Origin of the sequence: Reyranella sp. (assembly GCF_965279465.1) — a bacterium.
GTDB lineage: Bacteria > Pseudomonadota > Alphaproteobacteria > Reyranellales > Reyranellaceae > Reyranella.
Genome location: NZ_OZ257242.1, coordinates 2,847,109 through 2,868,807, shown reverse-complemented (window position 1 = coordinate 2,868,807; position 21,699 = coordinate 2,847,109). Strand labels below are relative to the sequence as shown.

The 21,699-nt window shown below is 66.7% G+C and carries 22 protein-coding genes; 9 read left to right on the top strand and 13 right to left on the bottom strand.

Features of this window, described 5'->3' with window-relative positions; all coding sequences use genetic code 11:
* Positions 1–1,125 carry an alpha/beta fold hydrolase gene (locus ACQY8M_RS14010; protein ID WP_428672988.1) on the top strand — a complete coding sequence of 375 codons (1,125 nt, stop codon included), beginning with the start codon at positions 1–3 and terminating at the stop codon, positions 1,123–1,125.
* On the opposite strand, the gene ACQY8M_RS14005 is transcribed toward ACQY8M_RS14010, so the two are convergent.
* The 3 genes from ACQY8M_RS14005 to ACQY8M_RS13995 are packed head-to-tail and all read right to left on the bottom strand — an operon-like array spanning position 1,120 to position 3,944.
* Positions 1,120–1,755: a DUF7002 family protein gene (locus ACQY8M_RS14005; protein WP_428672986.1), complete on the bottom strand. Its 636-nt coding sequence runs from the start codon at positions 1,753–1,755 to the stop codon at positions 1,120–1,122. The genes ACQY8M_RS14010 and ACQY8M_RS14005 overlap by 6 nt on opposite strands.
* Positions 1,756–1,773: 18 nt before the next feature.
* On the bottom strand, positions 1,774–3,060 hold the full coding sequence (locus tag ACQY8M_RS14000) for a M28 family peptidase (protein WP_428672984.1): 1,287 nt from the start codon (positions 3,058–3,060) through the stop codon (positions 1,774–1,776).
* Positions 3,057–3,944, bottom strand: coding sequence for a LysR family transcriptional regulator (locus ACQY8M_RS13995; protein ID WP_428672982.1), 888 nt, complete (start codon positions 3,942–3,944; stop codon positions 3,057–3,059). Before ACQY8M_RS13995 ends, ACQY8M_RS14000 begins: the two co-directional genes overlap by 4 nt.
* A gap of 116 nt (positions 3,945–4,060) precedes the next feature.
* Between ACQY8M_RS13995 and ACQY8M_RS13990 the strand changes: the two genes are divergently transcribed.
* From ACQY8M_RS13990 to ACQY8M_RS13965, 6 genes are all read left to right on the top strand, one after another.
* Entirely contained in the window at positions 4,061–4,819 is a 759-nt protein-coding gene (locus ACQY8M_RS13990) for an amino acid ABC transporter ATP-binding protein (protein WP_428672980.1), read from the top strand.
* A 152-nt stretch (positions 4,820–4,971) separates the two neighbouring features.
* Positions 4,972–5,772 carry an ABC transporter substrate-binding protein gene (locus ACQY8M_RS13985; RefSeq protein WP_428672977.1) on the top strand — a complete coding sequence of 267 codons (801 nt, stop codon included), beginning with the start codon at positions 4,972–4,974 and terminating at the stop codon, positions 5,770–5,772.
* A 69-nt stretch (positions 5,773–5,841) separates the two neighbouring features.
* Positions 5,842–6,507, top strand: a complete 666-nt coding sequence (locus tag ACQY8M_RS13980) for an amino acid ABC transporter permease (RefSeq protein WP_428672974.1) — start codon at positions 5,842–5,844, stop codon at positions 6,505–6,507.
* A gap of 2 nt (positions 6,508–6,509) precedes the next feature.
* Positions 6,510–7,760 carry a M20/M25/M40 family metallo-hydrolase gene (locus ACQY8M_RS13975; RefSeq protein ID WP_428672971.1) on the top strand — a complete coding sequence of 417 codons (1,251 nt, stop codon included), beginning with the start codon at positions 6,510–6,512 and terminating at the stop codon, positions 7,758–7,760.
* Between the two features lie 3 nt (positions 7,761–7,763).
* Entirely contained in the window at positions 7,764–8,702 is a 939-nt protein-coding gene (locus ACQY8M_RS13970) for an arginase family protein (RefSeq protein ID WP_428672969.1), read from the top strand.
* Positions 8,703–8,742: 40 nt separating this feature from the next.
* On the top strand, positions 8,743–9,699 hold the full coding sequence (locus ACQY8M_RS13965; protein WP_428672966.1) for a tripartite tricarboxylate transporter substrate binding protein: 957 nt from the start codon (positions 8,743–8,745) through the stop codon (positions 9,697–9,699).
* Positions 9,700–9,787: 88 nt separating this feature from the next.
* Here the strand turns inward: ACQY8M_RS13965 and ACQY8M_RS13960 are convergent, their stop codons facing one another.
* Positions 9,788–10,723 (bottom strand): NAD(P)-dependent oxidoreductase, encoded by a 936-nt coding sequence (locus ACQY8M_RS13960; protein WP_428672963.1) that lies wholly within the window; start codon positions 10,721–10,723, stop codon positions 9,788–9,790.
* Between the two features lie 11 nt (positions 10,724–10,734).
* Positions 10,735–11,520, bottom strand: a complete 786-nt coding sequence (locus ACQY8M_RS13955) for a dienelactone hydrolase family protein (RefSeq protein ID WP_428672960.1) — start codon at positions 11,518–11,520, stop codon at positions 10,735–10,737.
* Between the two features lie 36 nt (positions 11,521–11,556).
* Here ACQY8M_RS13955 and ACQY8M_RS13950 point away from each other — a divergent pair, with 36 nt between their 5' ends.
* On the top strand, positions 11,557–13,242 hold the full coding sequence (locus ACQY8M_RS13950; RefSeq protein WP_428672957.1) for an N-acyl-D-amino-acid deacylase family protein: 1,686 nt from the start codon (positions 11,557–11,559) through the stop codon (positions 13,240–13,242).
* A gap of 85 nt (positions 13,243–13,327) precedes the next feature.
* Here the strand turns inward: ACQY8M_RS13950 and ACQY8M_RS13945 are convergent, their stop codons facing one another.
* From ACQY8M_RS13945 to ACQY8M_RS13925, 5 genes are all read right to left on the bottom strand, one after another.
* On the bottom strand, positions 13,328–13,846 hold the full coding sequence (locus ACQY8M_RS13945) for a cytochrome b (protein ID WP_428672954.1): 519 nt from the start codon (positions 13,844–13,846) through the stop codon (positions 13,328–13,330).
* A gap of 3 nt (positions 13,847–13,849) precedes the next feature.
* A complete protein-coding gene (locus tag ACQY8M_RS13940) occupies positions 13,850–14,956 on the bottom strand; it encodes a catalase family peroxidase (protein ID WP_428672951.1) in 1,107 nt (368 codons plus the stop codon).
* 232 nt (positions 14,957–15,188) lie between these two features.
* Positions 15,189–16,241, bottom strand: coding sequence for an amino acid ABC transporter permease (locus ACQY8M_RS13935; protein WP_428672949.1), 1,053 nt, complete (start codon positions 16,239–16,241; stop codon positions 15,189–15,191).
* Positions 16,238–17,392, bottom strand: coding sequence for an amino acid ABC transporter permease (locus tag ACQY8M_RS13930; protein ID WP_428672946.1), 1,155 nt, complete (start codon positions 17,390–17,392; stop codon positions 16,238–16,240). Before ACQY8M_RS13930 ends, ACQY8M_RS13935 begins: the two co-directional genes overlap by 4 nt.
* Positions 17,393–17,477: 85 nt before the next feature.
* Positions 17,478–18,506 carry an amino acid ABC transporter substrate-binding protein gene (locus ACQY8M_RS13925; protein ID WP_428672943.1) on the bottom strand — a complete coding sequence of 343 codons (1,029 nt, stop codon included), beginning with the start codon at positions 18,504–18,506 and terminating at the stop codon, positions 17,478–17,480.
* Positions 18,507–18,555: 49 nt separating this feature from the next.
* On the opposite strand from ACQY8M_RS13925, the gene ACQY8M_RS13920 reads away from it, so the two are divergent.
* Positions 18,556–19,749, top strand: coding sequence for a formimidoylglutamate deiminase (locus tag ACQY8M_RS13920; protein ID WP_428672940.1), 1,194 nt, complete (start codon positions 18,556–18,558; stop codon positions 19,747–19,749).
* A gap of 230 nt (positions 19,750–19,979) precedes the next feature.
* Here the strand turns inward: ACQY8M_RS13920 and ACQY8M_RS13915 are convergent, their stop codons facing one another.
* The 3 genes from ACQY8M_RS13915 to ACQY8M_RS13905 form a co-directional block, all read right to left on the bottom strand.
* Positions 19,980–20,825, bottom strand: coding sequence for an alpha/beta hydrolase (locus tag ACQY8M_RS13915; protein WP_428672938.1), 846 nt, complete (start codon positions 20,823–20,825; stop codon positions 19,980–19,982).
* Between the two features lie 17 nt (positions 20,826–20,842).
* Complete coding sequence (locus ACQY8M_RS13910) at positions 20,843–21,214, bottom strand: hypothetical protein (protein ID WP_428672935.1); 372 nt, start codon at positions 21,212–21,214, stop codon at positions 20,843–20,845.
* A 65-nt stretch (positions 21,215–21,279) separates the two neighbouring features.
* Positions 21,280–21,657, bottom strand: a complete 378-nt coding sequence (locus ACQY8M_RS13905; RefSeq protein ID WP_428672932.1) for a c-type cytochrome — start codon at positions 21,655–21,657, stop codon at positions 21,280–21,282.
* Positions 21,658–21,699 lie beyond the last annotated feature (42 nt).

The following is a 21,699-nucleotide window of genomic DNA, read 5'->3' as shown; positions in this document are numbered from 1 at the left end:
ATGGATCCCCTGCCCGACTCAGTCCTTCCCGCCGGCGTGCGCGCCCGCATCCTCCCCGGCATCAACGGCCTCGACATCCATGTGCTGGAAGCAGGCTACGAAACCTTGGGTCGGCCTGCCGTCCTGCTGCTGCATGGCTTTCCCGAGCTGGCCTACAGCTGGCGTAAGGTGATGCCGGCGCTAGCGGCAGCGGGCTACCACGCCATTGCGCCCGACCAGCGCGGCTACGGCCGCACGACGGGATGGAGCGCAGACTACGACGGCGACCTCGCCGGCTTCCGATTCATGATCCTGCTGCGCGATGCGATCGGCGTGCTGTTCGCCTGCGGCCATCGCACGGCAGAGGCTGTCGTCGGCCACGACTTCGGCGCGTCGGTGGCAGCCTATGCTGCGCTGGTGCGGCCCGACATCTTCAAGCGCATGGTCCTGATGAGCGCACCGTTCTCAGGTCCGCCGTCCGTGCCGTTTGGACCGCCTACCGCAAAGGCACCGGACATCCATGCCGCTCTCGCCGCCCTCGCCCGGCCGCGCAAGCATTACCAATGGTACTACTCGACGCGGCCCGCCAACGAGAACATGTGGCACGCCAAGCAGGGCGTGCACGATTTCCTGCGTGCCTACTACCATCACAAGAGCGCCGACTGGAAAGCCAACAAGCCGTTCGAGCTCACGGGTTGGACCGCCGGCGAGCTCGCCAGGATGCCGACCTACTACATCATGGATCTTGCCGAGGGCATGGCCGAGACGGTGGCCAAGGAGATGCCGTCGGCCGCCGAGATCGCCGCCAACACGTGGCTGCCGGACAGCGAGCTCAGGGTCTATAGTGAGGAATATGCGCGCAACGGCTTCCAGGGCGGCCTCAACTGGTACCGCGTACGCACCGAAGGCAAGGTGAGTGGCGAGCTCGAGGTCTTCACCGGCCGCACCGTCGACGTGCCCTCGACCTTCATATCCGGCCGCAGCGACTGGGGCATTTACCAGACGCCCGGTGCGATTGAGCGCATGCAGAAGGTCGCCTGCACGAAGATGAAGGAGATCCACCTGATCGAAGGCGCCGGCCACTGGGTGCAGCAGGAACAGCCGGACGAGGTCAACCGCCTGCTGCTGCAGTTCCTCGCCTCATAGATCGCGCCGCCAGAGAACATCGAGCACGCGCTCGCGATGGCGGCGTTCGACCGCAAGCACATGCCTGGCAATGTCTGGCACGCCGCCCACCACCGACAGTTCGGCGATACCCGGATGGCCGTAGGCGGCTATCGTCAGGAACGTGTCGCGGCCACGCCGCGCCGGCACGCGCAGGGCGTAGCCGCTGTTGATCCGGCTCAGCTCGATCTTCGCGCGATGCGCGCCGACGAGCGACGCCGTCTCGACCGTCAGCACGACATGTGGACGGTCGCCGTAGGTGGCGAGCATGCCCTGGAGGCGCGCTTCCGAGAGCCAGAAGAAGCTGCGGCCGTTCAACAGCCGGTACCAGTCGGCCGGTGCCAGCCCGTCATCGAGGCAGCGAGCCAGCGCCCGCGGCGGCATCGGCTTCTGGTCGCGTAAGGTGGCGGGCTGCAGGCCACGCCGCTCGATCGTCTCGGATTGGCGGCGCTGTTCGCTCTCCAGGGCGACGCGCCGACTGCCCGTGACGCCATAGAGGTCGAGCAACGCTCGGGTGGAGAGCAGGCCGTGCCGCCGAATCCTCTGCCAGCTTCCGTCCTCGGCGATATGCCAAAGCCGGGGATGCTTCTCGATGAGACGCCGTTCGTCCATGCGTGGTTGCCGGAGTCTCTACCGGACACGCCATTGCGCCGCTTCCGCAGCATCGGCATTGCAGGCGGCTGCGATCAGCGCGGCGGTGAGAAGTGTCGCCTGGCGCAGCTCGGCTTGCGCCACCTTGTCCCGTGTATCGGCGGGCGTCAGCACCACGCGCAGATGCGCGTTCGGGTCGTCGAAGCCCGCAACCAGTCGGATCGCGGGAATGCCGCCGGCGGCGAAGTTGGCGTGGTCGGAATTGGTCATCAGCGGCCGCACCGTACGCAGCGACTGCCCGTTGGCGACGGCGACCCGCAGCAGGAACGGCTCGACACCCGGATAGCCGCTGCTCAGCGCGGCCAGGCTCGGACTGCCGGCGACAGAGTCGAGATTGACGTTGAGCGCGATCTTGTTGCGCTCGGGACCGCTCAGGCTCTGCACATATTGCGCCGAGCCGGTCAGTGCCCATTCCTCGACGCTGAAGAACATGACGCGCAGGCCGCGCCGCCAATTCGCGACCTCGGGCGACAGAGCGCGCGTGACCGCCAGCACCGAGGCGAGGCCCGTACCGTTGTCCATCGCCGACTCGGCGAGGTCATGTCCATCGACATGTGCCGACAGCACCACCCATTCGTCCGTCTTGCCGGGATACTCGTAGACAAGCGTCTCGGTCTCACCCGGAGCCTCGTCCGTCTCGATCGTCAGGGTGACTGTGAGCCAGCCGTCGGGACGGCGCGCCAGCCGTGCCGCCGTCTCGGGCGAGATGCCGAGCGCGGGGATGCCCTCGCCACTGTCGCGGCCCGACGAGCCAGCCACCACGTGACCGGCGAGCGGCCCACCGATCAGGAAGCCGACCGCACCGTTGGCCCGCGCCATGTCGTACTTGCGGCGGCGATGGATCGTGCCGGCGGCGAACATCAGCTCGTGGCGCACCAGCACGATGCGTCCCTCGATCTCGCTGGCGTGTTCGGCGAACTCCTCAGGCGTGCCGCGGCCGAGGTCGATCACCTCGGCGGTGAGCCCGTCCGTCGGCGTGGCGATCGTGCGCACCAGCGGATGACACGCGGCCATCGTGCCGTTGGGCAACCGCAAGGTCGCGTGCTTCGCCTGCCAGCCGTTGTAGGGAACCGGTATCGACCGTCCCGAGTTGGCGGGCGACGCGGCTCGCACGCGCTCGCGCAGCAGGGCGAACGCCGTTTTCTCGCTCGCGGTACCAGCCAGCCGTCCGCCGCAATCGCAGATGTCGTTGAAGTCGCGCCACAGGTCCGGATCGGCGGCGAGGCCCGCGGCGATCGCGGGCACCAGTCGAAGGGCATCGCTCATCGCGGGCTCCCGAGTTTCGAATCGAGCAACTCGAGGAAGGCCGCCGCGAGCACCGACGGCTCGCGGTCGCGGCGATGGAATACGCCGATTTCGTAGACCACGGCCGGTTCGAACGGCCGAGTCACCAGGCCCATGGATGCGAAGCTGCGCGCCGACAGAGGATCGACCAGCGACCAGCCGGTGCCGGCCGCGACCAGTGCACAGCAGCTCGCGAAGAATTCGGCTTCGACCACTGCGTTGATCTGCGCATTGGCCGCGGCAAAGGTGCCGTAGACGCGGTTCAGCATCTGCGGGGATCGCGCCGGCGCCACCATCGGCTGGCCGGACAGCAGCGCCGGCGTCAGCAGCTTGCGCCCCGCGAGCGCGTGCCGCGGCGGCAGGATGGCCACACAGCGCATCTGGTAGCGGACCAGCCGGACATCGGTCTCGTCGACCGGCAGCTCGGCGATGCCGAGGTCGTAACCCTCGGTCGGCAGCAGCGCGCTCACGACATCGGAATGGCGCGAGATCATCCGCACCGACACGCCGGGCCGCTGGGCGACGAAATCGGCGACGAGGGCCGGCAGGAGCGAAATAGCCGCCGCCGGATGGCTCGCGATCACCAGCCGGCCCGACTGACCTTCGCGAATCTGCGCCGTCGTCGCGGTGAGGCGATCGACCTCGCCCAGGACGCGCGTCGCCTCGGCATAGAACAGCATGCCTTCGGGCGTCGGCTTCAGCCGGCCGCCGGCCGCGCGCTCGAACAGCGGGAAGCCGACGCTTTCCTCGAGCTTGGCGATCTGCCCCGACACGGCCGGCTGAGTGACGCCCATCGCCTGCGCCGCGGCGGTGACCGAGCGGTTGTCGACCACCGCCCGGAAAGCTTCGAGAAGCTTGACGTCCATGGGCTATAAGAACTCCTTATTGCCTCCTTCTAGCGTAAACACGCGATTGAAAGCAAAGAAGCCGACAAGTTTTCTGGCGCGTGACGAGCGGCATAGGAATTGCTTATGTTCTGCCCATGGCAGGCACACCCATCATTGTGGCGGAGAGCGTCAGCAAGAAATTCGGCGACCACCAAGTACTGACGCGCGTCTCGCTGCCGGTGATGGAACGCGACGTGGTTTGCATCGTGGGCCCGAGCGGATCGGGCAAGACGACCTTGCTGCGCTGCCTCGCCCTGCTCGAAACGCCGAGCGAGGGCCGCATCGTGATGCAGGGCGCGGCGATCTCGACGCCCGCGCAGGAGAAGCCGGTGAAGGCCGCCGCCCGTGCGGTAAGATCCGACATTGGCATGGTGTTCCAGCACTTCAATCTCTGGCCGCACATGACGGTGCTGGAGAACCTGATCGAGGCACCGGTCCGGGTGAAGAAGCTTCCGAAGGCCGAGGCCGTCGCCATCGCAGAGAGGCTGCTGGTCAAGGTCGATCTGTCGGACAAGCGCGACGCCTATCCGGCGCGGCTGTCGGGCGGCCAGCAACAGCGGGTCGCCATCGCGCGCGCCCTCGCCATGTCGCCGAAGGTACTGCTGTTCGACGAGGCGACCAGCGCGCTCGATCCCGAGCTGCGCCGCGAAGTGCTATTGGTCATGCGCCAGCTCGCGCAGGAGGGCATGACCATGCTGGTCGTCACGCACGAGATGAATTTCGCGCGCCATGTCGGCACGCGCACCGTGTTCATGGATCGCGGCGAGATCGTCGAGGAGGCACCGGGTGCCGCCTTCTTCGATGCGCCGAAGACGGAGCGCGCGCAGCGCTTCCTGCAGCAGTTCGAGGAATGACGGGATGGACCCATCCCGTCATCCCGACTCGCGCGGAGTAACCTCCGCGCTTTTGCGAAGCGAAGTGGAGGGATCTCCTCTCCGCTCGCAATGGTGTGCGTGTTGAGAGCGGGCCCCTCGGCTTCGCTCGGGGCGACGGAAGGAGACAGGTCATGGGGCTGAAGGCAATCCTGGGAGCGCTCGCAATGGCGAGCCTGATGGCGGCGGCGATACCGGCCGAAGCGCAGCAGACGCAATCGCGCCTGTTCGAGGTGACCAAGAGCAAGAAGCTGCGCGTCTGCCAGTTCCCACTCTACTACTCGATCTCCTTCCGCAATCCCAAGACCGGGAAGATCGAGGGCATCGATGCGGATCTGGCCGAAGAGCTGGCCAAGGAGCTCGGCGCCACGCTCGAGATCGTCGAGGCGAGCTTCGGCAGCTTCATCGCCGACCTGCAGTCGAACAAATGCGAGATCGGCATGTTCGGCGTCGGCGCGACCCTGAAGCGGGCGCAGGCGGTCGAGTTCAGCCATCCCTATCTGGTCACCAACCTCTATGCCGTCACGCGCAAGGACAGCAAGATCAAGAAATGGTCCGACGTCGACCAGAAGGGCGTCAAGGCGGCGGTCTCGCTCGGCAGCTACATGGAGCCCTTCATGAAGGGCTACCTGAAGAACGCCGAGCTGGTGTCGGTCGCGCCGCCCAACACCCGCGAAGCCGAACTGGTGGCGCAGCGGGTCGACGTGATCATCACCGACTTCCCGACCGCGATCAAAGTGACCGACGAGTTCGACTGGGCCGTCTATCTCCTGCCCGACGAGAAGCTCGCGATCACGCCCTATGCCTATGTCGTGCCGCAGGGCGACCAGATCTGGCTGAACTACATCAACCTGTTCGTCGACACCATCAAGCTCGACGGCCGGCTGATGAAGTACGCCAAGAAGCACAAGCTCGACCCGATCGTCGCGCCATAATCATTGGACCGCACGCTTCCAGCGCGCTCATGAGGCGCGCTGGAAGCGTGCGGTCCATATGAGGAAGATATGTTCAAGTATCAGTTCCGCTGGGACACGGTCTTCGGCAGTTTCGACTTCCTGATGTCGGGACTGCAGATGACGCTGATCATCTCGGCCATGACGCTGGTGCTGGCGATGGTCCTCGGCCTGATCATCGCCCTGATGGACATGTCGCGCTTCGCGCCGCTGCGCTGGATCGGAATCTCGATCGGCGAGGTGATCCGCAACACACCGATCCTGGTGCAGCTGCTGTGGGTTTATTACGTGCTGCCCATCGTTTTCGGCGTGCGCATCGAATCGCTGACGGCCCTGGTCATCGGCCTGTCACTCTACCAGGCCGCCTTCATCTCCGAGGTTTACCGCTCGGGCATCCAGGGCGTCCCCAAGGGCCACCGCGAGGCCGCGCAGGTCCTCGGGTTGACGCCGGTCCAGTCGTTCTTCCGAATCGTCCTGCCGCAGGCGGTGCGCATGACCCTGCCGCCGCTGGCCTCCAACTTCGTTCAGCTCATCAAGTTCTCCTCGCTCGGCGCGGTCATCTCCGTGAGCGAGATCACGCGGCGCGGCATGGAGCTCAGCGCCACCAACTTCCGCCCGCTCGAGACCTTTACCTTCATCGCCGTCGTCTACTTCATCATCTGCTGGCCGCTCGCGATGGGCATCCGCTGGTGGGAACGCCGCCTGCAGGCGCGATAGCGATGACAACGTTGCGCAATGAGCTTGCCCGGCGGGTCGATGGTTCGCTCGACCGGCTGATCGCCGTCACGCAGCGGCTGGTCGCCGTCGCCTCGCCCAACCCGCCGAGCGACACCGAGGAGATCGCCAAGGTCGCCGAAGCATTGCTGCGGGAGATCCCCGGCATCGAGGTCGAAGTCATCGAACCGGCGCCGCGTGTCAAAAGCCTGATCGGCCGAATCAAGAGCAACCGGCCCGGCCGGCGGCTGATCTTCAACGGCCATCTCGACACTTTCCCCATCCTGGAGAACCTGCCCTGGACCGTGCCGCCGCTGGGCGGCGTCCTGAAGGATGGCAAGCTCTATGGCCGCGGCGTGTGCGACATGAAGGGTGGCATGGCCTGCTCTCTGCTCGCCGCCCAGCTGCTCGCCGAGCATCGCGATGCCTGGTCGGGCGAGATCGTGCTGACGCTCGCGGGCGACGAGGAGAACATGGGCTCGCTCGGCACCGGATGGATGTTGGAACACGTGCCGCACGCCAAGGGCGACGCCAACATCTGCGGCGACGTCGGCTCGCCCAGGGTTGTGCGCTTCGGCGAAAAGGGCCTGATGTGGGTCGAGGTGGAGGCGACCGGCTCCCCGGCGCACGGCGCGCACGTCCATCGCGGCACCAATGCGATCGATCGCCTGCGTACCGCGCTCGATCGCTTGAAAGATCTGGAGGGCATCCCCTTCCAGGCGCCACCGGTGGTCATGCAGGCGATCGCCAAAGCGAAACCGATCTCCGAGCCTTTGTCCGGCGCCGGCGAGTCGGAGACTCTGCAGCGCGTGACGATCAACATCGGCACGATCGAGGGCGGCACCTCGCCCAACCTCGTGCCGACAAACGCCATCGCCCGCGCCGACATCCGCCTGCCGGTCGGCATCACGACCGAGGTGCTGGCCGCCAAGTTGGACGAATGGCTGGCGCCGTTGGAAGGCGTGACCTGGCGCGCGATCCGCCGCTTCGAGCCATCCTTCACGCCGCCCGACGACGAGATCGTCCTGCGCACTGCCAAGGTCGCCGCCGAAGTGCTCGGCACCGCGCCGGCCGTGAACATGCGGGTCGGCGGCTCGGATTCGCGCTGGTATCGCCCGGCCGGCGTGCCGACAGTCGTGCTCGGCCTCACGCCCTTCAACATGGGCGGCGCGGACGAGCATGTTCTGGTCGACGAGCTTCTCGCCGTCGCCAAGATCCATACTTTGACGGCCTTCGATTTCCTCACAGGCGGCTGACCCATGTATTCCGACGACGAGCTCTTCACCTCGCCCCTGACCTTCATGGGCGCGCCCTATGGCCGGCCCGGCCCGGACAACAAGGCCGCCATCCTCGGCATCCCGTTCGACTGTGGCACCAACATGCGGATCGGTGCGCGCGGCGGCCCCGATTCGGTGCGCCAGCAATCGGCGCTGATGCGCCGCTTCAACCCGACCAATGCCGACTTCGATCCGGTGGCGGCGCTCGGCCTGGTCGATTGCGGCAACGTCAGGCTGACGCCTTCGAAGATCGTCGACGCGTTCGAGCGCACCGAGCAGGCGGTCGACCGCATCGTGCAGGCGGGCGCCGTGCCGATCACCATCGGCGGCGACGGCTCGGTGACGGTCCCCGTGGCCCGCGCGGTCGGCAAGAAGTATCCGAAAATGGCGGCGCTCCACATCGACTCGCACACCGACTCGTATCCGTATGGCGAGGAGGAGAAGTACAACTCCGCCACGCAGTTCACGCACGTCGCCGAGGAAGGCCTGGTCGATCCGGAATTCTCCTGGCACGTCGGCATCCGCAGCACGACCTACGCGCAGGGAGTCGTGCCGCGCGCGATGAGCCTCGGCTACAAGGTCGTGTCGATCGACGAGCTGATCCGTGGCGGCTTCGCCCAGCGCATGGCCGAGTTTCGCGACAAAGTCGGCAAGCGGCCGGTCTATCTCTGCTTCGACATGGATGTCTTCGATCCCTCGGCCGCGCCCGGTGTCTGCACGCCGTCATGGGGCGGGCTCAGCGCGCGCGAGGGCATCGACCTTCTGCGCTGCCTCACGGACCTCAACATCGTGGCCGTCGACGTGAATACCGTGAGCCCGCCGCAGGACGTCAACGGCATGGCCGCCCATCTCTGCGCCCACGTGATCTACGAGACGATGGTCCTGCTCTGCCGCCAGATGGGTCTCGCAACCGCGAACTGACCCTATTGCCGCCGGGACGGCCCGGCCTCAGGCTCGCGGCATGCGCATCCTCAGCCTTGCCGCCGCCCTCCTGCTCTCTCTCGCCACCGTGGCGCGGGCGGAGTACCCGGAGCGGCCGATCCGCCTGATCGTGCCGTTCCCGCCGGGCGGCGTCACCGACGTGGTGGCGCGCCTCGCCGCAGAGCGACTGTCGGCCGATCTCGGCCAGCAGGTGATCGTCGAGAACAAGGCCGGCGCCGGCAGCGTGATCGGCACCGAGGCCGTGGCCAAGTCGGCGCCCGACGGCTACACGCTCCTGTTCACCACGCCCGGACACACGATCAACGCGGCGCTGCGGGCGGCACTGCCCTACGACACCGAGAAGGACCTCGCCCCTGTCTCGCTCATCGGCCAGGTGCCGATGCTGCTGGTCAGCCATCCCAGCCTGCCGGTCGGCGACTTCAAGGGCTTCGTCGACTATGCGCGCAGGAACCCGGGCAAGATCAACGTCTCCCATGCCGGCAACGGCACGCTGCCGCACGTCATGATGGAGCTGCTGATGGTCAAGGAGCGCCTGCAGGTCACCCAGGTGGCCTACCGCGGCGCGGCGCCCGCGCTCGCCGACCTCGTCGCGGGCCAGGTGCAGGCCAAGCTCGATACCTACACGACCGCCGGGCAGTTCGTTGCCGACAGGAAGCTGAACGCGCTCGCCGTCACCGCGTCGAAGCGCCTGAAGCAGCTTCCCGACGTGCCGACCGTCGTGGAAAGCGGCGTGCCGGACTACGAGGGTTATCTCTGGATGGGCATCGTGGCGCCGGCCGGCACGCCGCAATCCATCCTCGACAAGCTCGCCGCCGCGAGCAAACGCATGGTCGAGCGGCCCGACATCCAGGCCCGCTTCGACAAGGATGCGGTCGAGCCGGTCGGCAACACGCCGGCCGAATTCAAGGCGCTGGTCGCCCGCGAGATCGCCCAATGGCGCGCGCTCGCGAAGCAGACCGAGATCAAGATCGAGTAGGCCGGGAGCGCGGCCCTCCAGAGCCGCTCATGTGGTGCGGCAACCCGAAGAAGAGCGGCTCTGGAGAGCCGCGCTCCCAGCGAGTTCGTCAGTTGTTGCTATCCGCTCGCAGGATGGCGCGGAGGTCTTCAGGGTCGACGGCGATCTTCACGCCGGCGCGCTCCTGCTGGAGGATCATCGATGAGCGCGAATCGCGGGCCTGCCAACCGCGGCCCAGCGCCTCGGTCATCTCCTCGAGCGTGAGATTGGCGAGACGCATCGGCACGCCGACCTCCTTGCCGAGCTGGGTGGCGAGCGACACGTCCTTGTGGGCGAGCTTCAGCGCAAACCGCGCCGGATCGTAGTGGTTGGGCAGGAAGTGCTCGGCCAGCGTGTCGAAGGTGCGCCGGCGGCCATTGGCGCCCTGGCGCACCGCCTTCCACAGCAGCAGCGGATCGACACCTGCCTTCACCCCCATCGTGAAGCATTCGGCGAGTGCCGTGTTCACCATGTAGCCCGCGAGATTGTGCACCAGCTTGGCGACCGACGCCGCGCCGACATCGCCCATGTAGAAGATCTGGTCGCCCATCGCGTCGATCACGGGGCGATATTTGTTGTAGCTCGGCTCGTCGCCGCTGATCCATAGCGCCATCTTGCCCGAAGCCGCACCGGCCGGACCGCCGCTCACGGGGCTGTCGAGCAGGTGCGCGCCCTTTTCCGCGAAGATCTTGTGCAGGCGGCGGATCACGGTCGGGGAGTTGGTCGACAGATCGAACAGCGCCTGGCCGCGTTGCATGCCCTCGAGCAGGCCGTTCTTGCCGGCCGCCACCGCCTCGAACTCCGGCGGGCCGGGCAGCGAGGTGAAAACGACCTCGCACGATCCTGCCAGGTCGCGCGGCGAATTGGCCCATTCGGCGCCGTTGGCGATCAGCTTCTCCGCCGCCTCACGCCGCAGGTCGTGCAGCACGAGCTGGTGCCCGGCCTTCTGAAGATTGTTGGTCATGCCCGAGCCCATGAGCCCGAGCCCGATGAATCCCACTCGCATCGTTTCCTCCGTTACTGCTTCAGTAGTTTGTCGAAAAAAATCCTGGTGCGCGCCTCGGCATCGAGCGCAGCGACCGGATCATAGGCGAGATGATGCGTCTTGCCGTATGCGCCCGGCACGTTGCGATCGATCGCGCGCGAATCGAACGAGTGGTAGGCGTTCGGATAGTAGACAATCTCGACGAGCTCGGGCCGGTCCGGCTTGAGGCGACGGCATGCATCGGCCGACGTCCAGTCATCCTTGTCGCCGATCAGAACCAGCACCGGCAGGTCGATCCCGGCATTGAACGCCGGCGCGCAGCCCGGATAGTAGGCGACGCCGCCGCGCAGCCCGTGCGCCTTCAGGTCGAACGACTTCTGCATCGAGCGCAAGGTCGTCGAGCCGCCGTGGCTGTGACCGATCAGCCCGATCCGGCCCGCGATCACCTCGGGTCGCGTGGCCAGGAAATCGAGCGCCCCGGCGACATCGGACACGCGCATATTTGGAGTCACGACGTTGGGCGTAGTGCACACGGCATTCGTGCCGCGCGAATTGAAGCTGTCGGGAGCGAGCACGAGGTAGCCCCATTTCACGAAGCGGGCGCCCCAGGCATCGGTGTGCGGAGTCACGCCGGCGCAGCTATGCGCCAGGACGATCGCGGGAAACGGGCCGGGCCCGGGCGGCTTGATCAGCCAGCCAGAGAGTTGCGGTCCCGCCGGCATGGTGCCGACCGCGACGGAGGCGAAATGCACCGTTTCGGCATGCGCAGCGCCGGCAGCCCAGGGCAGCAGGAATGCAATCGCAAGCAAACGCCACATGAGCCGTAGTATAAGGGGGCAACGGAGGAAACGGCCATGTTCGATCTCGTCATCAAGGACGCGGAGATTTTCGACGGTTCCGGCGCCAAGCCGGTGCGCGGCGACCTGGGCGTGACCGGCGGCAGGATTGCCGAAATCGGCCCGAAGCTCGGCGCCTCGAAGGAGACGGTGAAGGCCGACGGGCTGGCGCTCATGCCCGGCATCATCGACGGCCACACCCATTACGACGCGCAAATCACCTGGGATCCGTTCGTCGATCCCTCGCCCGCGCTCGGCGTCACCACGGCCATCCTGGGAAATTGCGGTTTCACCATCGCACCGTGCAAGCCGCAGGACCGCGACCTCACCATGCGGCACCTGACGCATGTCGAGGGCATGTCGCTCGACGCGCTGCGCGCCGGCATCAAGTGGGGTTTCGAGAGCTTTCCGCAATATCTCGACATGCTGGGCAAGCAGGGCGTCGGCCCCAACGTCGCGTGCTTCGCCGGCCATTCGGCGATCCGCACCTTCGTGATGGGCGAGGAAGCGACGGAGCGCGCCGCGACGGCCGACGAGGTCGCCCGGATGGCCGATCTCGTGCGCGAGTCGATGGCGGCCGGCGCGGTCGGCTTCGCCTCCTCGACGGCGGAAGCGCACAACGGCGAGGGCGGCACGCCGATGCCGTCGCGGCTGGCCGACGACAAGGAGCTGCGCGCGCTGGTCAACGCGATGGGCGAAGGCGGCAAAGGTGTCTACATGCTGACCAAGGGCAGCAAGACCTCGATCCCCTACCTCGAGGAGATCGCGGCCGAGGCCAGGCGCCCGGTGGTGATCGCCGCCCTCTTCCACTCCAACACCAATCCGACGGCGGCCTTCACCACGCTCGACCAGGTCAACGCCGCGCGCTCGCGCGGGCACCAGCTCGTGGCGCAGACCTCGTGCTGCCCGCTCAGCATGGATTTCAGCTTCAAGAGCCCGTACCTGTTCGAGAGCATGCAGGCCTGGAAGCCGGCGATGGCCGCGCACGATCCGGCCGAGCTCAAGAAGATCTACAGCGACCCGTCATGGCGCGCGTCGGTGCGCAACGAGCTTGCGGAGCGGCGTGGGCGGCTGCTGTTCAACAGCGAATGGAACAAGCTGTTCGTCGTCGAGACGGCCAAGGAGGAGAACCGCAAGCTGGAGGGGTCGACCCTCGCCGAGATGGCGAAGCAGGCCGGCAAGGACCCGCTCGACTGCATCCTCGACTTCGCCCTGTCGGAAAACCTCGACACGCTGTTCGTGGCCCAGCTGCTGCACAACGACGACAAGGAAGTCGGCAAGATCCTGGCCGACCCCAACACGCACATCTCGCTCTCCGATGCGGGGGCCCACCTCACCTTCTTCTGCGACGCAGCCTTCGGCCTGCATCTGCTGGGGCACTGGAGCCGCGATCTGGGCGTGCTCGACCTGCCGCAAGCCGTGCATCGCCTGAGCGGCCAGCCGGCGAAGCTGTTTGGCCTTCAGGGCCGCGGCTTGCTCAAGCAGGGCTATGCGGCCGACCTGATGCTGTTCGACAAGGCGACTGTCGCGCGTGGCCCCAAGCGCCGCGCGCACGACCTGCCCGCGGGTGCCGCTCGGCTCACCACAAGCGCGGTAGGGCTGCATGGCGTCTGGATCAACGGCGCGCAGGTGTCCGACGCGAAGGGCTTCTGCGCCGATCCCAAGAGCCGGCCGGGCGAAGTGCTGCGCTCCTTCGCGGCCTGACCGGAAGCCTTCAACCGGTAGGCACATCAACCTTGCAAATCGGGAATGCCGTTCCCGATCTGCAAGGATAAATGCCGTTTCCTCTTCACTTCACCATGCTTCGAAAGACCCCGTCCTTGAAGACAAGGGCATGAGTCAGAGCCGCACCGAGATGGGCGAGGAAGGTGGCGAACAGCAGGAAGGCGAGCACCGTATGCGCCGGCCGCAGGATGGCATAGAGCGCGCGGTCGTGGGGCAGGATCGGCGGCAGGTACACGGCGCCCACGAGCTGGATCGGATAGCCCGCCGCGGACAGCATGGCCCAGCCGACCACCGGCACGGCGAACATCAGGGCATAAAGCAGCCAGTGCGAGGCCTCGGCCGCCAACCGCAACACCGCCGGCATGGCGGCCGGCAAGGGCGGCGGAGGCGACAGCAGGCGATTGACCAGGCGCACGGCCACCAGAACCAGCAACAGGATCCCGAGCGGCCGGTGGATCGCCACCAGCCGGTGGTAGTCCGACAGCGACGAGACCATCGCCACGCCGATGAACAACATGGCGAGAATCAGCAGCGCCATCGTCCAGTGCAGCAGGCGCGACAGAAGCGGGAACGGTCGGGCCATGTCTCAGCTCCCCTTGTCGGGACGGACCGCGCTCGGCGGCTTGGCCTCGCCCTCACGCCGCGTGAAGGACTGCGAGTAGGCGGCCGAGCGCGCCGACAGCAGCGGATCGTCCGATGCGGCGATGCCCGTTGGCAGCACCAGCGGGTCGAAATTGACGTCGCGGCAGGCGCCGGTGTCCTCGCCCTGCAGCGCCATCACCGTAAGCGTGCCGGCATCGACATGCTCACGGTCGGCGGGCCAGGGCAGCGTGGCATCGTTGGTCGGATCTCCCGGCCGGCCTACGGTCAGCACGAGACGCCACTGCACCGGCGCGCTCTTCACCCGCGTCGCCAGGGCGTCGAACAGATAGTTGCTGTCGGCCGGCGTATCGGCGGGCTCCGGCGCGAACGCATCGAGAGGCACCATCGACCAGCGTACCGGTCGCTCCGTGCCTGCGCCGTCGACGAAGACAAAGGCATTGAGCGAATTGTAGGTGGCATTGGCGAAGCCCGAGGAGAAGGGCTGGGCCTTGATCAGCGCCAGCGCCCGTGCGCTCTCGGGATGGGCGGCGAAGAAGGCCTGCACCGCCGCGGGGTCCGGCCTGCCGGTCTTCGGATCGGGTGCCGTCGCCCCAAGCTGCTCGTAGAAGGCACGCGGATCTTTCAGGGGGAATACGGGAATATCATTCATGCCAGTGCGCCATTGCTGGCCGCCCGGCAGCCTGAATTCGAGGGCAAGGCTGCGCACGGCACTCGGCCCGTCGGGCATCATCGGCAGGCCACCCGCCAGCGCGAAGCGGCCGATCACCGGAAGGCGGCCAATCGCAAATACGGAGGCTGTCGACAGACGCGCACCCGCACCGTTGCTGTCGAACCAGCCGGTGAGGCATACGCCCTTGGCATGGTTGCGCCGAAAGCCCGGATGCTGGCCGTTCACCGCCTCGAACCGGTCGATCATGCGCGCCGGATCGAGGCGGCCGGGTGAGAACCACCCGGCCGTTCCGGCGAAGGCAGCGGCGATGGCGAACACCACCGTTGCGATGCCGGCAAGGCGCACGAGCGCCGCCGGCTTGGTCAGCGCGGCAAGGCCATAGCGGTCGGAATCGCCTGCGGGCGGTCGTTCAGTCGACATCGAGAGCGCCCCTAATTTGTGATCTGTGTCCTCGCAAACATTGGCTCGATCGTGCCGGGACGACAATCAACTTGATTTGAGTTGGATGTTCCGCCCGGCATCCCAGCCGCGTCGCCGCCGAATTCGGCGCCGCCGGCAGGCCGGCGGGCTCGGCGCATCTGCCGTAGCGAACTCACACATCGCTGGGAGCACGGGTCTGGAGACCCGCGCTCCCAGCGAAGACCATGGGGTCTCAGCGGCCGTGCGCGATCTGCAGGCGCTTCTCGCGCAGCCGGCTCCACTGCGAAAGGCCGAAACAGGCAATCCAGTAGATGGCGCCGGCGAAGACATAGGCTTCCATGTTCATGCCGACCCACGCCGGGTCGGCGAGCGCTGCCTGGGCGATGCCCAGCAGATCGAAGATCGACACGATCAGCACCAGGGTCGTGTTCTTGAACAGGGCGATGAGCTCGTTGGTCATCGCCGGCAGCGCGATGCGCAACGCCTGGGGCAGCACGATCATGCGCTGGATACGCCAGTAGCCCAGCCCCAGCGCCTGCGCCGCCTCGGACTGGCCCTCCGGCAGCGCTTGCAGGCCGCCCCGCACGGCTTCGGCCATGTAGGCTGCGATCACGAACGCCAGGCCGATCACGGCCCGCGCCAGGCGATCGACGTCGAAGCCGGTCGGCACGATCAGCGGCAGCAGCAGCGAGGCCAGGAAGATCACGGTGATGATCGGCACCCCACGCCAGAACTCGATGAACACGACCGAGATGAAGCGAATCAGCGGCAGGCGCGAGCGGCGGCCGAGCGCGAGCAGGATGCCGAGCGGGATGGCGATCAAGCCGGCATAGACAGTGAGGAAGAGCGTCAGCATCAGCCCGCCCCATTCGCGCGTCTCGACCAGCTTCAGGCCGGTCCCCCAGCCGCCATGCAGCAGCACGATGCCGAGCGGCGGAAGGACGATTGCGGTGGCCAATGCCGCGGTGCTGCGATGTGGCAAATTGCGCCACGACAAGGCGAGGGTCGCCAACACCCAGAGCACTCCAGCGAGATCGACCCGCCAGCGTTCGGGCAGTGGGTACTGGCCGTACATGAACTGGCCGAAGCGCATGCGCACGAACACCCAGCAGGCGCCCGCCCCGTTGCAGTCGTCGCGGCTGGTGCCGCTCCAGGTCGCGTCGAGCAGCAGCCAGTGGACCAGCGGCACGGAAACGCGCCAGACGATATAGAGGCAGACCAGCGTGATTGCCGCGTCAAGCGGCGTGGCGAACAGGCGCTGGCGCAATAAGGCAAAAGTCGTCATCGCGTCACCAGCCGGTGGCGCGCGTTGTACCAGTTCATGAACACCGACACGGCGAGGCTCAGGGTCAGGTAGATGCCGAGCGTGATGGCGATAATCTCGATCGACTGGCCGGTCGACACCAGCGCCGAGCCCATGAACACCGCGACGATCTCGGGATAGGCGATGGCGGCGCCGAACGAGGAGTTCTTGATCAGGTTGAGGTACTGGCTGGTGATCGGCGGGATGATCACCGGCATCGCCTGGGGAATCACGACCAGGCGCACGATCCTGCCCTGGGTGAGGCCGAGCGCCCGGGCGGCGTCGATCTGGCCCTGCCGCACCGACAGGATGCCGCCGCGCACGACCTCGGCGATGAAGCCTGCGGTGTAGGTCGAGAGGGCCGCGAACAGCGCCACGAACTCCGGCACCAGCACGAAGCCGCCCCGATAGTTGAAGCCGCGAAGGGTTGGCACTTCCCATGTGGTCAGCGCGCCCGCAGCCACGAAGGCCAGCACCGGCAGCACGACGCAGATTGCGAAGCCCACGAACCATGTCGGGAAATCGCGGCCGGTCCGGGCCTGCCGCAGCCGCGCCCAACGCGCGATGCCCCATTGCACCGCGAACAGGACGAGCGTGGCGAGCAGCGCCAGCCGCAGGCCGGTGACGTCGTTTGGTGTCGGGATCGACAGGCCGCGCCGGTTCAGGAACGCGACATCGAGGACGCTCAAGCTCTCGCGCGGCGTCGGCAAGGCGGCAAGCACGCCGAAGTACCAGAACAGCACAAAGAACAGCAGCGGAATATTGCGCACGAATTCGATGTAGAAGCCCGCCAGGGTCGACAGCAGCCAGTTGCGCGACAGCCGAAGCAGCCCAACCGAGAAGCCGATGATCGTCGCCACCGCGATCGACACGACCGAGACCAGCAGCGTGTTGACGATGCCCGTCCACAGCAGCGCAAGGATCGTGTCGCTCGGCTTGTAGCCGGTGAGGTTGAACGGCACCTCGATGCCGGAGTCGCGCCAGAGGAACTTGAAGCCGGAGGCGATGCCGGCCTTCATCATGTTCTCCGACGCATTGCGCACGAAGAACCAGACGATGGCGACCAGGGCCATGGTCGCCGCCGCCTGCCACAGGATGTCGCGAACCTTCCGGTCGCGGAGCAACCTCATCATGGCTGGGAGCGCGGCTCTCCAGAGCCGCTCATGAGATGTCGCAAGAGGAAGGAAGAGCGGCTCTGGAGAGCCGCGCTCCCAGCGATCACTGGAATGGCGGCGTGAACAGCAGGCCGCCCTTGGTCCACAGCTCGTTGCTGCCGCGCTTCAGCTTCAGCGCCGAGCCCATGCCGACGGTCCGCTCGTAGCTCTCGCCGTAGTTCCCGACCTGCTTGACGATATTGTACGCCCAGTCGTTGCCGAGCCCCATCATCTCGCCGAACTTGCCCTCGGCGCCGAGCAGGCGGCGGACCTCGGCGTTGGTCGACTTGGCCTTCATCTCGTCGACGTTCTTCGATGTGACACCGAGCGCCTCGGCCGCGATCTGCGCGTTCAGCACCCAGCGCACGACGAGCTGCCAACGCTCGTCGCCCCAGCGTGTGGTCGGGCCCTGCGGGTCGTTGGAGATTACCTCGGTCAGGATCTGGTGCTCTGCCGGGTCCTTGAACTTGATGCGCTGGCCGGCCAGCGCGCCGACGCCGGCGGTATAGGCGTCGCAGCGGCCCTGGTCGTAGGCCGAGATCGCGTCGTCGTTCTTCTGGAAGTTGATGATCGAGACCTTGAGGTTCCGCTCGCGGAACCAGTCGGCCGCGGTCTTCTCCTCGGTCGAGCCGGCGGCGACGCAGATCGTGGCGTCGGCGAGGTCGGCGACCTTGGCGACCTTGGCCTTGGTGCGGACCACGAAGGTCTGGCCCTCGTAGAAGTTGATGCCCTGGAAGTTCACGCCGAGCGTGGCATTGCGCGAGAAGGTGATGGTGGTGTTGCGCGACAGCAGGTCGACCTGGCCGGACTGCAGCATCGGCCAGCGCTGCTGCACCGAGGTCGGCGTGTACTTGACCTTGGTCGCATCGCCCAGCACGGCGGCGGCCAGCGACTTGCAGTAGTCGACGTCGAGGCCGGCCCATTCGCCCTTGTCGTTGGCGAAGGAGAAGCCCGGCAGGCCGAGATGCACGCCGCATTCGATGTGGCCACGCGCCTTGACGGCGTCGAGCGTCGGGCTGGGCGCCAGTTGCTGCGCGCCGGCGGAGGTCGCGGCGAGGCATGCCACCGCCGCGGCAAAGCCGTAGAACTTCATGTGAAAACTCCCCTCAACAGTCGTTGCCCGATACCGTACAAGCCCCGGCGTGACCAGTAAATTGCACCTCGAAACGGGGCGCGTGCCCGGCCTACCCAACCTGCACAGCCACGCCTTCCAGCGCGCCATGGCCGGCCTGACCGAGCGGCGCGGCAGCCAGTCCGATTCGTTCTGGACCTGGCGCGAGCAGATGTACCGCTTCGTCGAGCGGCTGACGCCCGACGACCTCGAGGCGATCGCGGCCTGCGCCTACATGGAGATGCTCGAGGCGGGCTTCACCTGGGTGGCCGAGTTCCACTACCTGCACCACCAGCCCGACGGCCGGCCCTACGACAACGTTGCCGAGATGTCGGAGCGCATCGTGGCTGCTGCTGCCGACGTGGGTATCGGCCTCACCCTCCTCCCGGTCCTTTATCGTCAGAGCGGCTTCGGCGGACAGCCGCCGAGCCTGTCGCAACGCCGGTTCCTGAACGACCGCGACTCCTATGCCCGGATCATGGAAACCAGGGTGCCGGGCGGGTGCATCGGCATCGCGCCGCACTCGCTGCGCGCCGTGACGCTCGATGACCTCAGGTGGGCCGCCACGACCTGGCGCGGCCAGCCGGCGCACATCCATGTCAGCGAGCAGACCCGCGAGGTCGACGACTGCCTCGCCGCGCACGGCCGCCGCCCGATCGACCTCTTGATGGACACCGTCGAGATCGACGAACACTGGTGTCTCGTCCACGCCACCCACGCCGATGCCGGCGAACGCGCCCGCATCGCCAAGGCAAAGGCGGTCGTCGGTCTCTGCCCGATCACCGAAGCCAATCTCGGCGACGGCCTGTTCGACGTGCCGGACTTCCTCGCCCAGCAGGGCCGCTTCGGCGTCGGGTCGGACTCCAACGTGCGCGTCTCCGCCGCCGACGAGTTGCGCACGCTCGAATATGGCCAGCGCCTCATCCATCGCCAGCGCAACGTGCTGGGCGACGCAAGCCGATCCACGGGCCGACGACTATTCGAAGCCGCGCTGGCCGGTGGCGCGCAAGCTGTCGGTTCGGAAGCGACCGACGACATCGTTTCTCTGGATGCCGGGAATTGGCGCGATGACGCCGTTCTCGATCATTGGCTGTTCGCCGCCGACAATGCGGCCATCGTTTCGGTCGAACGCGGCGGCACGCGGCTGGTGGAACAGGGACGCCACCGGCATCGCGAACGCCTCGCCGCGCGCTACAAGAAGACGCTCTCCCGCCTGCTCGCCTGAGTCCTCTTCCCGGTCGTCCCGAGCGCAGCGAAGGATCTCACGCCGGCCACGCGGCCCGTGTGAGCTTCTCGCCAAGTCGACGTCATGTAGCTGGGAGCTCGGCTCTCCAGAGCCGCTCTTTCTTCGGTTTGCCACAGCCCATGAGCGGCTCTGGAGAGCCGCGCTCCCAGCGTAACGCCCTCTGAAATCAACAACTCACAAACTCTCACGATGACGAACCCATCGCTTCGTTAGATTTTCATCAACGAGAACAGCACCCGGCTGAGCTGGCTGTCGGGATCGGCGAGCTGGCGCGGCTCCTCGAAGTGGTTGGCCGAGAAGATTTCGCCGCCGCCTGCCAGCCGGCCCATGCCCTGGAGGGCCGCAGTGAGGACCTGCCCCTGCCGCCGGAACTCCGGGCTGTCGCCGACCGACCATGCTACGGCGACGGGACATTGGATGCGGCCGAGATGGCGCATGGCGCTCGCAGCGGCGAGTTCCTCGGGCGTGATCTTCACGTACTTGCTGCGGGCCGAGAGCAGCGGCGCGTGCAGGTCGTACATGCCGCTGATCAGCAGCGCGCCCTTGATCGTGCTGTTGCCGAGCAGCACGCAGCTCGCCAGATGGGCACCCGACGAATGGCCCGCCAGATAGACGCGGCCCGGATCGCCACCGAAGCCTTCGGCGTTGCGCACCGTCCAGTCGACCGCCTCGCGGCACTGCTCGATCATTTGCGGCAGCGGCACCACGCCAACATTGTCGAATTCCGGAACCACCAGCGCCGCCCCGCGGCCGGTCACCGCCGGCGCCGGATAGGCGCAGTCCTGACGCGAGCCGCGCAGCCAGGCGCCGCCATGCAGGTAGACAACCACCGGCACCCGCGACGCTCCTGTCGGCGCGAAGATATCGAGGAACTGCACCTCGCTCTTACCGTAGCGCTCGGTGCGCGGCGGCATGGACTGACGCACCGCCTCGCAGTCCTTGCGGATCTCGGCCTGTATGGCGTCGCGCTGCGGCGCCCAATGGAGCTGGTCGTAGGCTTGGTCGAGCTCGGCCTGCGTGTAGTCGAGGAATACCCTGGCTTTGTCGGTCGGCATGGCCGGACGCAACACGACTATCGGCGGCCGTGCAAGCCCGTTGTATTGTCGAGGTCCAGGTCCTTCCCTCCATGCGACCGTCGCGATGCGTTGCCCTTGAGCGATTGAACCAGCGCCTCGGCGCCGTCGCACAGCGCCCGAAAATGATTCTCATCCAGCTCGCTATTCTTGGCTAGCCCCTGACCAAGCTCCTTGAGAACATCGGCAAGGAGGTAGTAGTGCAGGTGCACAGCGATCTCGCGGCGCCCCTCCCCAGGGCGGACGATTCGCAGCAACACTTCGTCGGGCTCAACCGTGACATCGAACGACGATTCCCTTCCAAAGGCGCCCATATAGGCCTTGTCCGGGAAATCGATCGCAACTTCCGCTCGATCTGTAATGGATTTCATTTCGGTTCGTCCCTTCCACATGTCCTGAGCCGCGGCCGGTTGGAGCTACGTCGTCGTACGGGCCATCACTTGCCGGGTTGCGAGCCGCTCTGCCGCAGGGTGAGAAAATAGGCGATGATGTCTGCCCTTTGCTGACTGCTCAGGCGGAACATCGGCATCCCAGCGTGCGGAGTCGTGAGAGCAATCGTCAACCCGGTAGCGGTCATGCCTGGCGTTGTCGCGATGTCCGAGAATGTGGGTGACCGCGGATTGGGCGACCGGAGTTGCTGCACCTGGATCGCATGACATTCCGAGCAGACTTGTCGCACCAGGGTAAGGCCACGTTGAGGATCGCCGGATTCTTCCGCGCTCGCGGGCAGCGCCGCCAGGGAAGCCAGGAGAACCAGCAGGAAAGGGGCTGCGCATTTCATGTTCCGGACCGATTGAATGTGTGGCGAGCTCATCGGAGGCCGCCGGCGCGGAAGGACAAGCGCATGGACATCCAT

Coding starts and splice junctions, on each gene's coding strand:
- ACQY8M_RS14010 (WP_428672988.1), top strand. CDS start 1: ATGGATCCCCTGCCCGACTCAGTCCTTCCCGCCGGCGTGCGCGCCCGC.
- ACQY8M_RS14005 (WP_428672986.1), bottom strand. CDS start 1,755: ATGGACGAACGGCGTCTCATCGAGAAGCATCCCCGGCTTTGGCATATC.
- ACQY8M_RS14000 (WP_428672984.1), bottom strand. CDS start 3,060: ATGAGCGATGCCCTTCGACTGGTGCCCGCGATCGCCGCGGGCCTCGCC.
- ACQY8M_RS13995 (WP_428672982.1), bottom strand. CDS start 3,944: ATGGACGTCAAGCTTCTCGAAGCTTTCCGGGCGGTGGTCGACAACCGC.
- ACQY8M_RS13990 (WP_428672980.1), top strand. CDS start 4,061: ATGGCAGGCACACCCATCATTGTGGCGGAGAGCGTCAGCAAGAAATTC.
- ACQY8M_RS13985 (WP_428672977.1), top strand. CDS start 4,972: ATGGGGCTGAAGGCAATCCTGGGAGCGCTCGCAATGGCGAGCCTGATG.
- ACQY8M_RS13980 (WP_428672974.1), top strand. CDS start 5,842: ATGTTCAAGTATCAGTTCCGCTGGGACACGGTCTTCGGCAGTTTCGAC.
- ACQY8M_RS13975 (WP_428672971.1), top strand. CDS start 6,510: ATGACAACGTTGCGCAATGAGCTTGCCCGGCGGGTCGATGGTTCGCTC.
- ACQY8M_RS13970 (WP_428672969.1), top strand. CDS start 7,764: ATGTATTCCGACGACGAGCTCTTCACCTCGCCCCTGACCTTCATGGGC.
- ACQY8M_RS13965 (WP_428672966.1), top strand. CDS start 8,743: ATGCGCATCCTCAGCCTTGCCGCCGCCCTCCTGCTCTCTCTCGCCACC.
- ACQY8M_RS13960 (WP_428672963.1), bottom strand. CDS start 10,723: ATGCGAGTGGGATTCATCGGGCTCGGGCTCATGGGCTCGGGCATGACC.
- ACQY8M_RS13955 (WP_428672960.1), bottom strand. CDS start 11,520: ATGTGGCGTTTGCTTGCGATTGCATTCCTGCTGCCCTGGGCTGCCGGC.
- ACQY8M_RS13950 (WP_428672957.1), top strand. CDS start 11,557: ATGTTCGATCTCGTCATCAAGGACGCGGAGATTTTCGACGGTTCCGGC.
- ACQY8M_RS13945 (WP_428672954.1), bottom strand. CDS start 13,846: ATGGCCCGACCGTTCCCGCTTCTGTCGCGCCTGCTGCACTGGACGATG.
- ACQY8M_RS13940 (WP_428672951.1), bottom strand. CDS start 14,956: ATGTCGACTGAACGACCGCCCGCAGGCGATTCCGACCGCTATGGCCTT.
- ACQY8M_RS13935 (WP_428672949.1), bottom strand. CDS start 16,241: ATGACGACTTTTGCCTTATTGCGCCAGCGCCTGTTCGCCACGCCGCTT.
- ACQY8M_RS13930 (WP_428672946.1), bottom strand. CDS start 17,392: ATGATGAGGTTGCTCCGCGACCGGAAGGTTCGCGACATCCTGTGGCAG.
- ACQY8M_RS13925 (WP_428672943.1), bottom strand. CDS start 18,506: ATGAAGTTCTACGGCTTTGCCGCGGCGGTGGCATGCCTCGCCGCGACC.
- ACQY8M_RS13915 (WP_428672938.1), bottom strand. CDS start 20,825: ATGCCGACCGACAAAGCCAGGGTATTCCTCGACTACACGCAGGCCGAG.
- ACQY8M_RS13910 (WP_428672935.1), bottom strand. CDS start 21,214: ATGAAATCCATTACAGATCGAGCGGAAGTTGCGATCGATTTCCCGGAC.
- ACQY8M_RS13905 (WP_428672932.1), bottom strand. CDS start 21,657: ATGAGCTCGCCACACATTCAATCGGTCCGGAACATGAAATGCGCAGCC.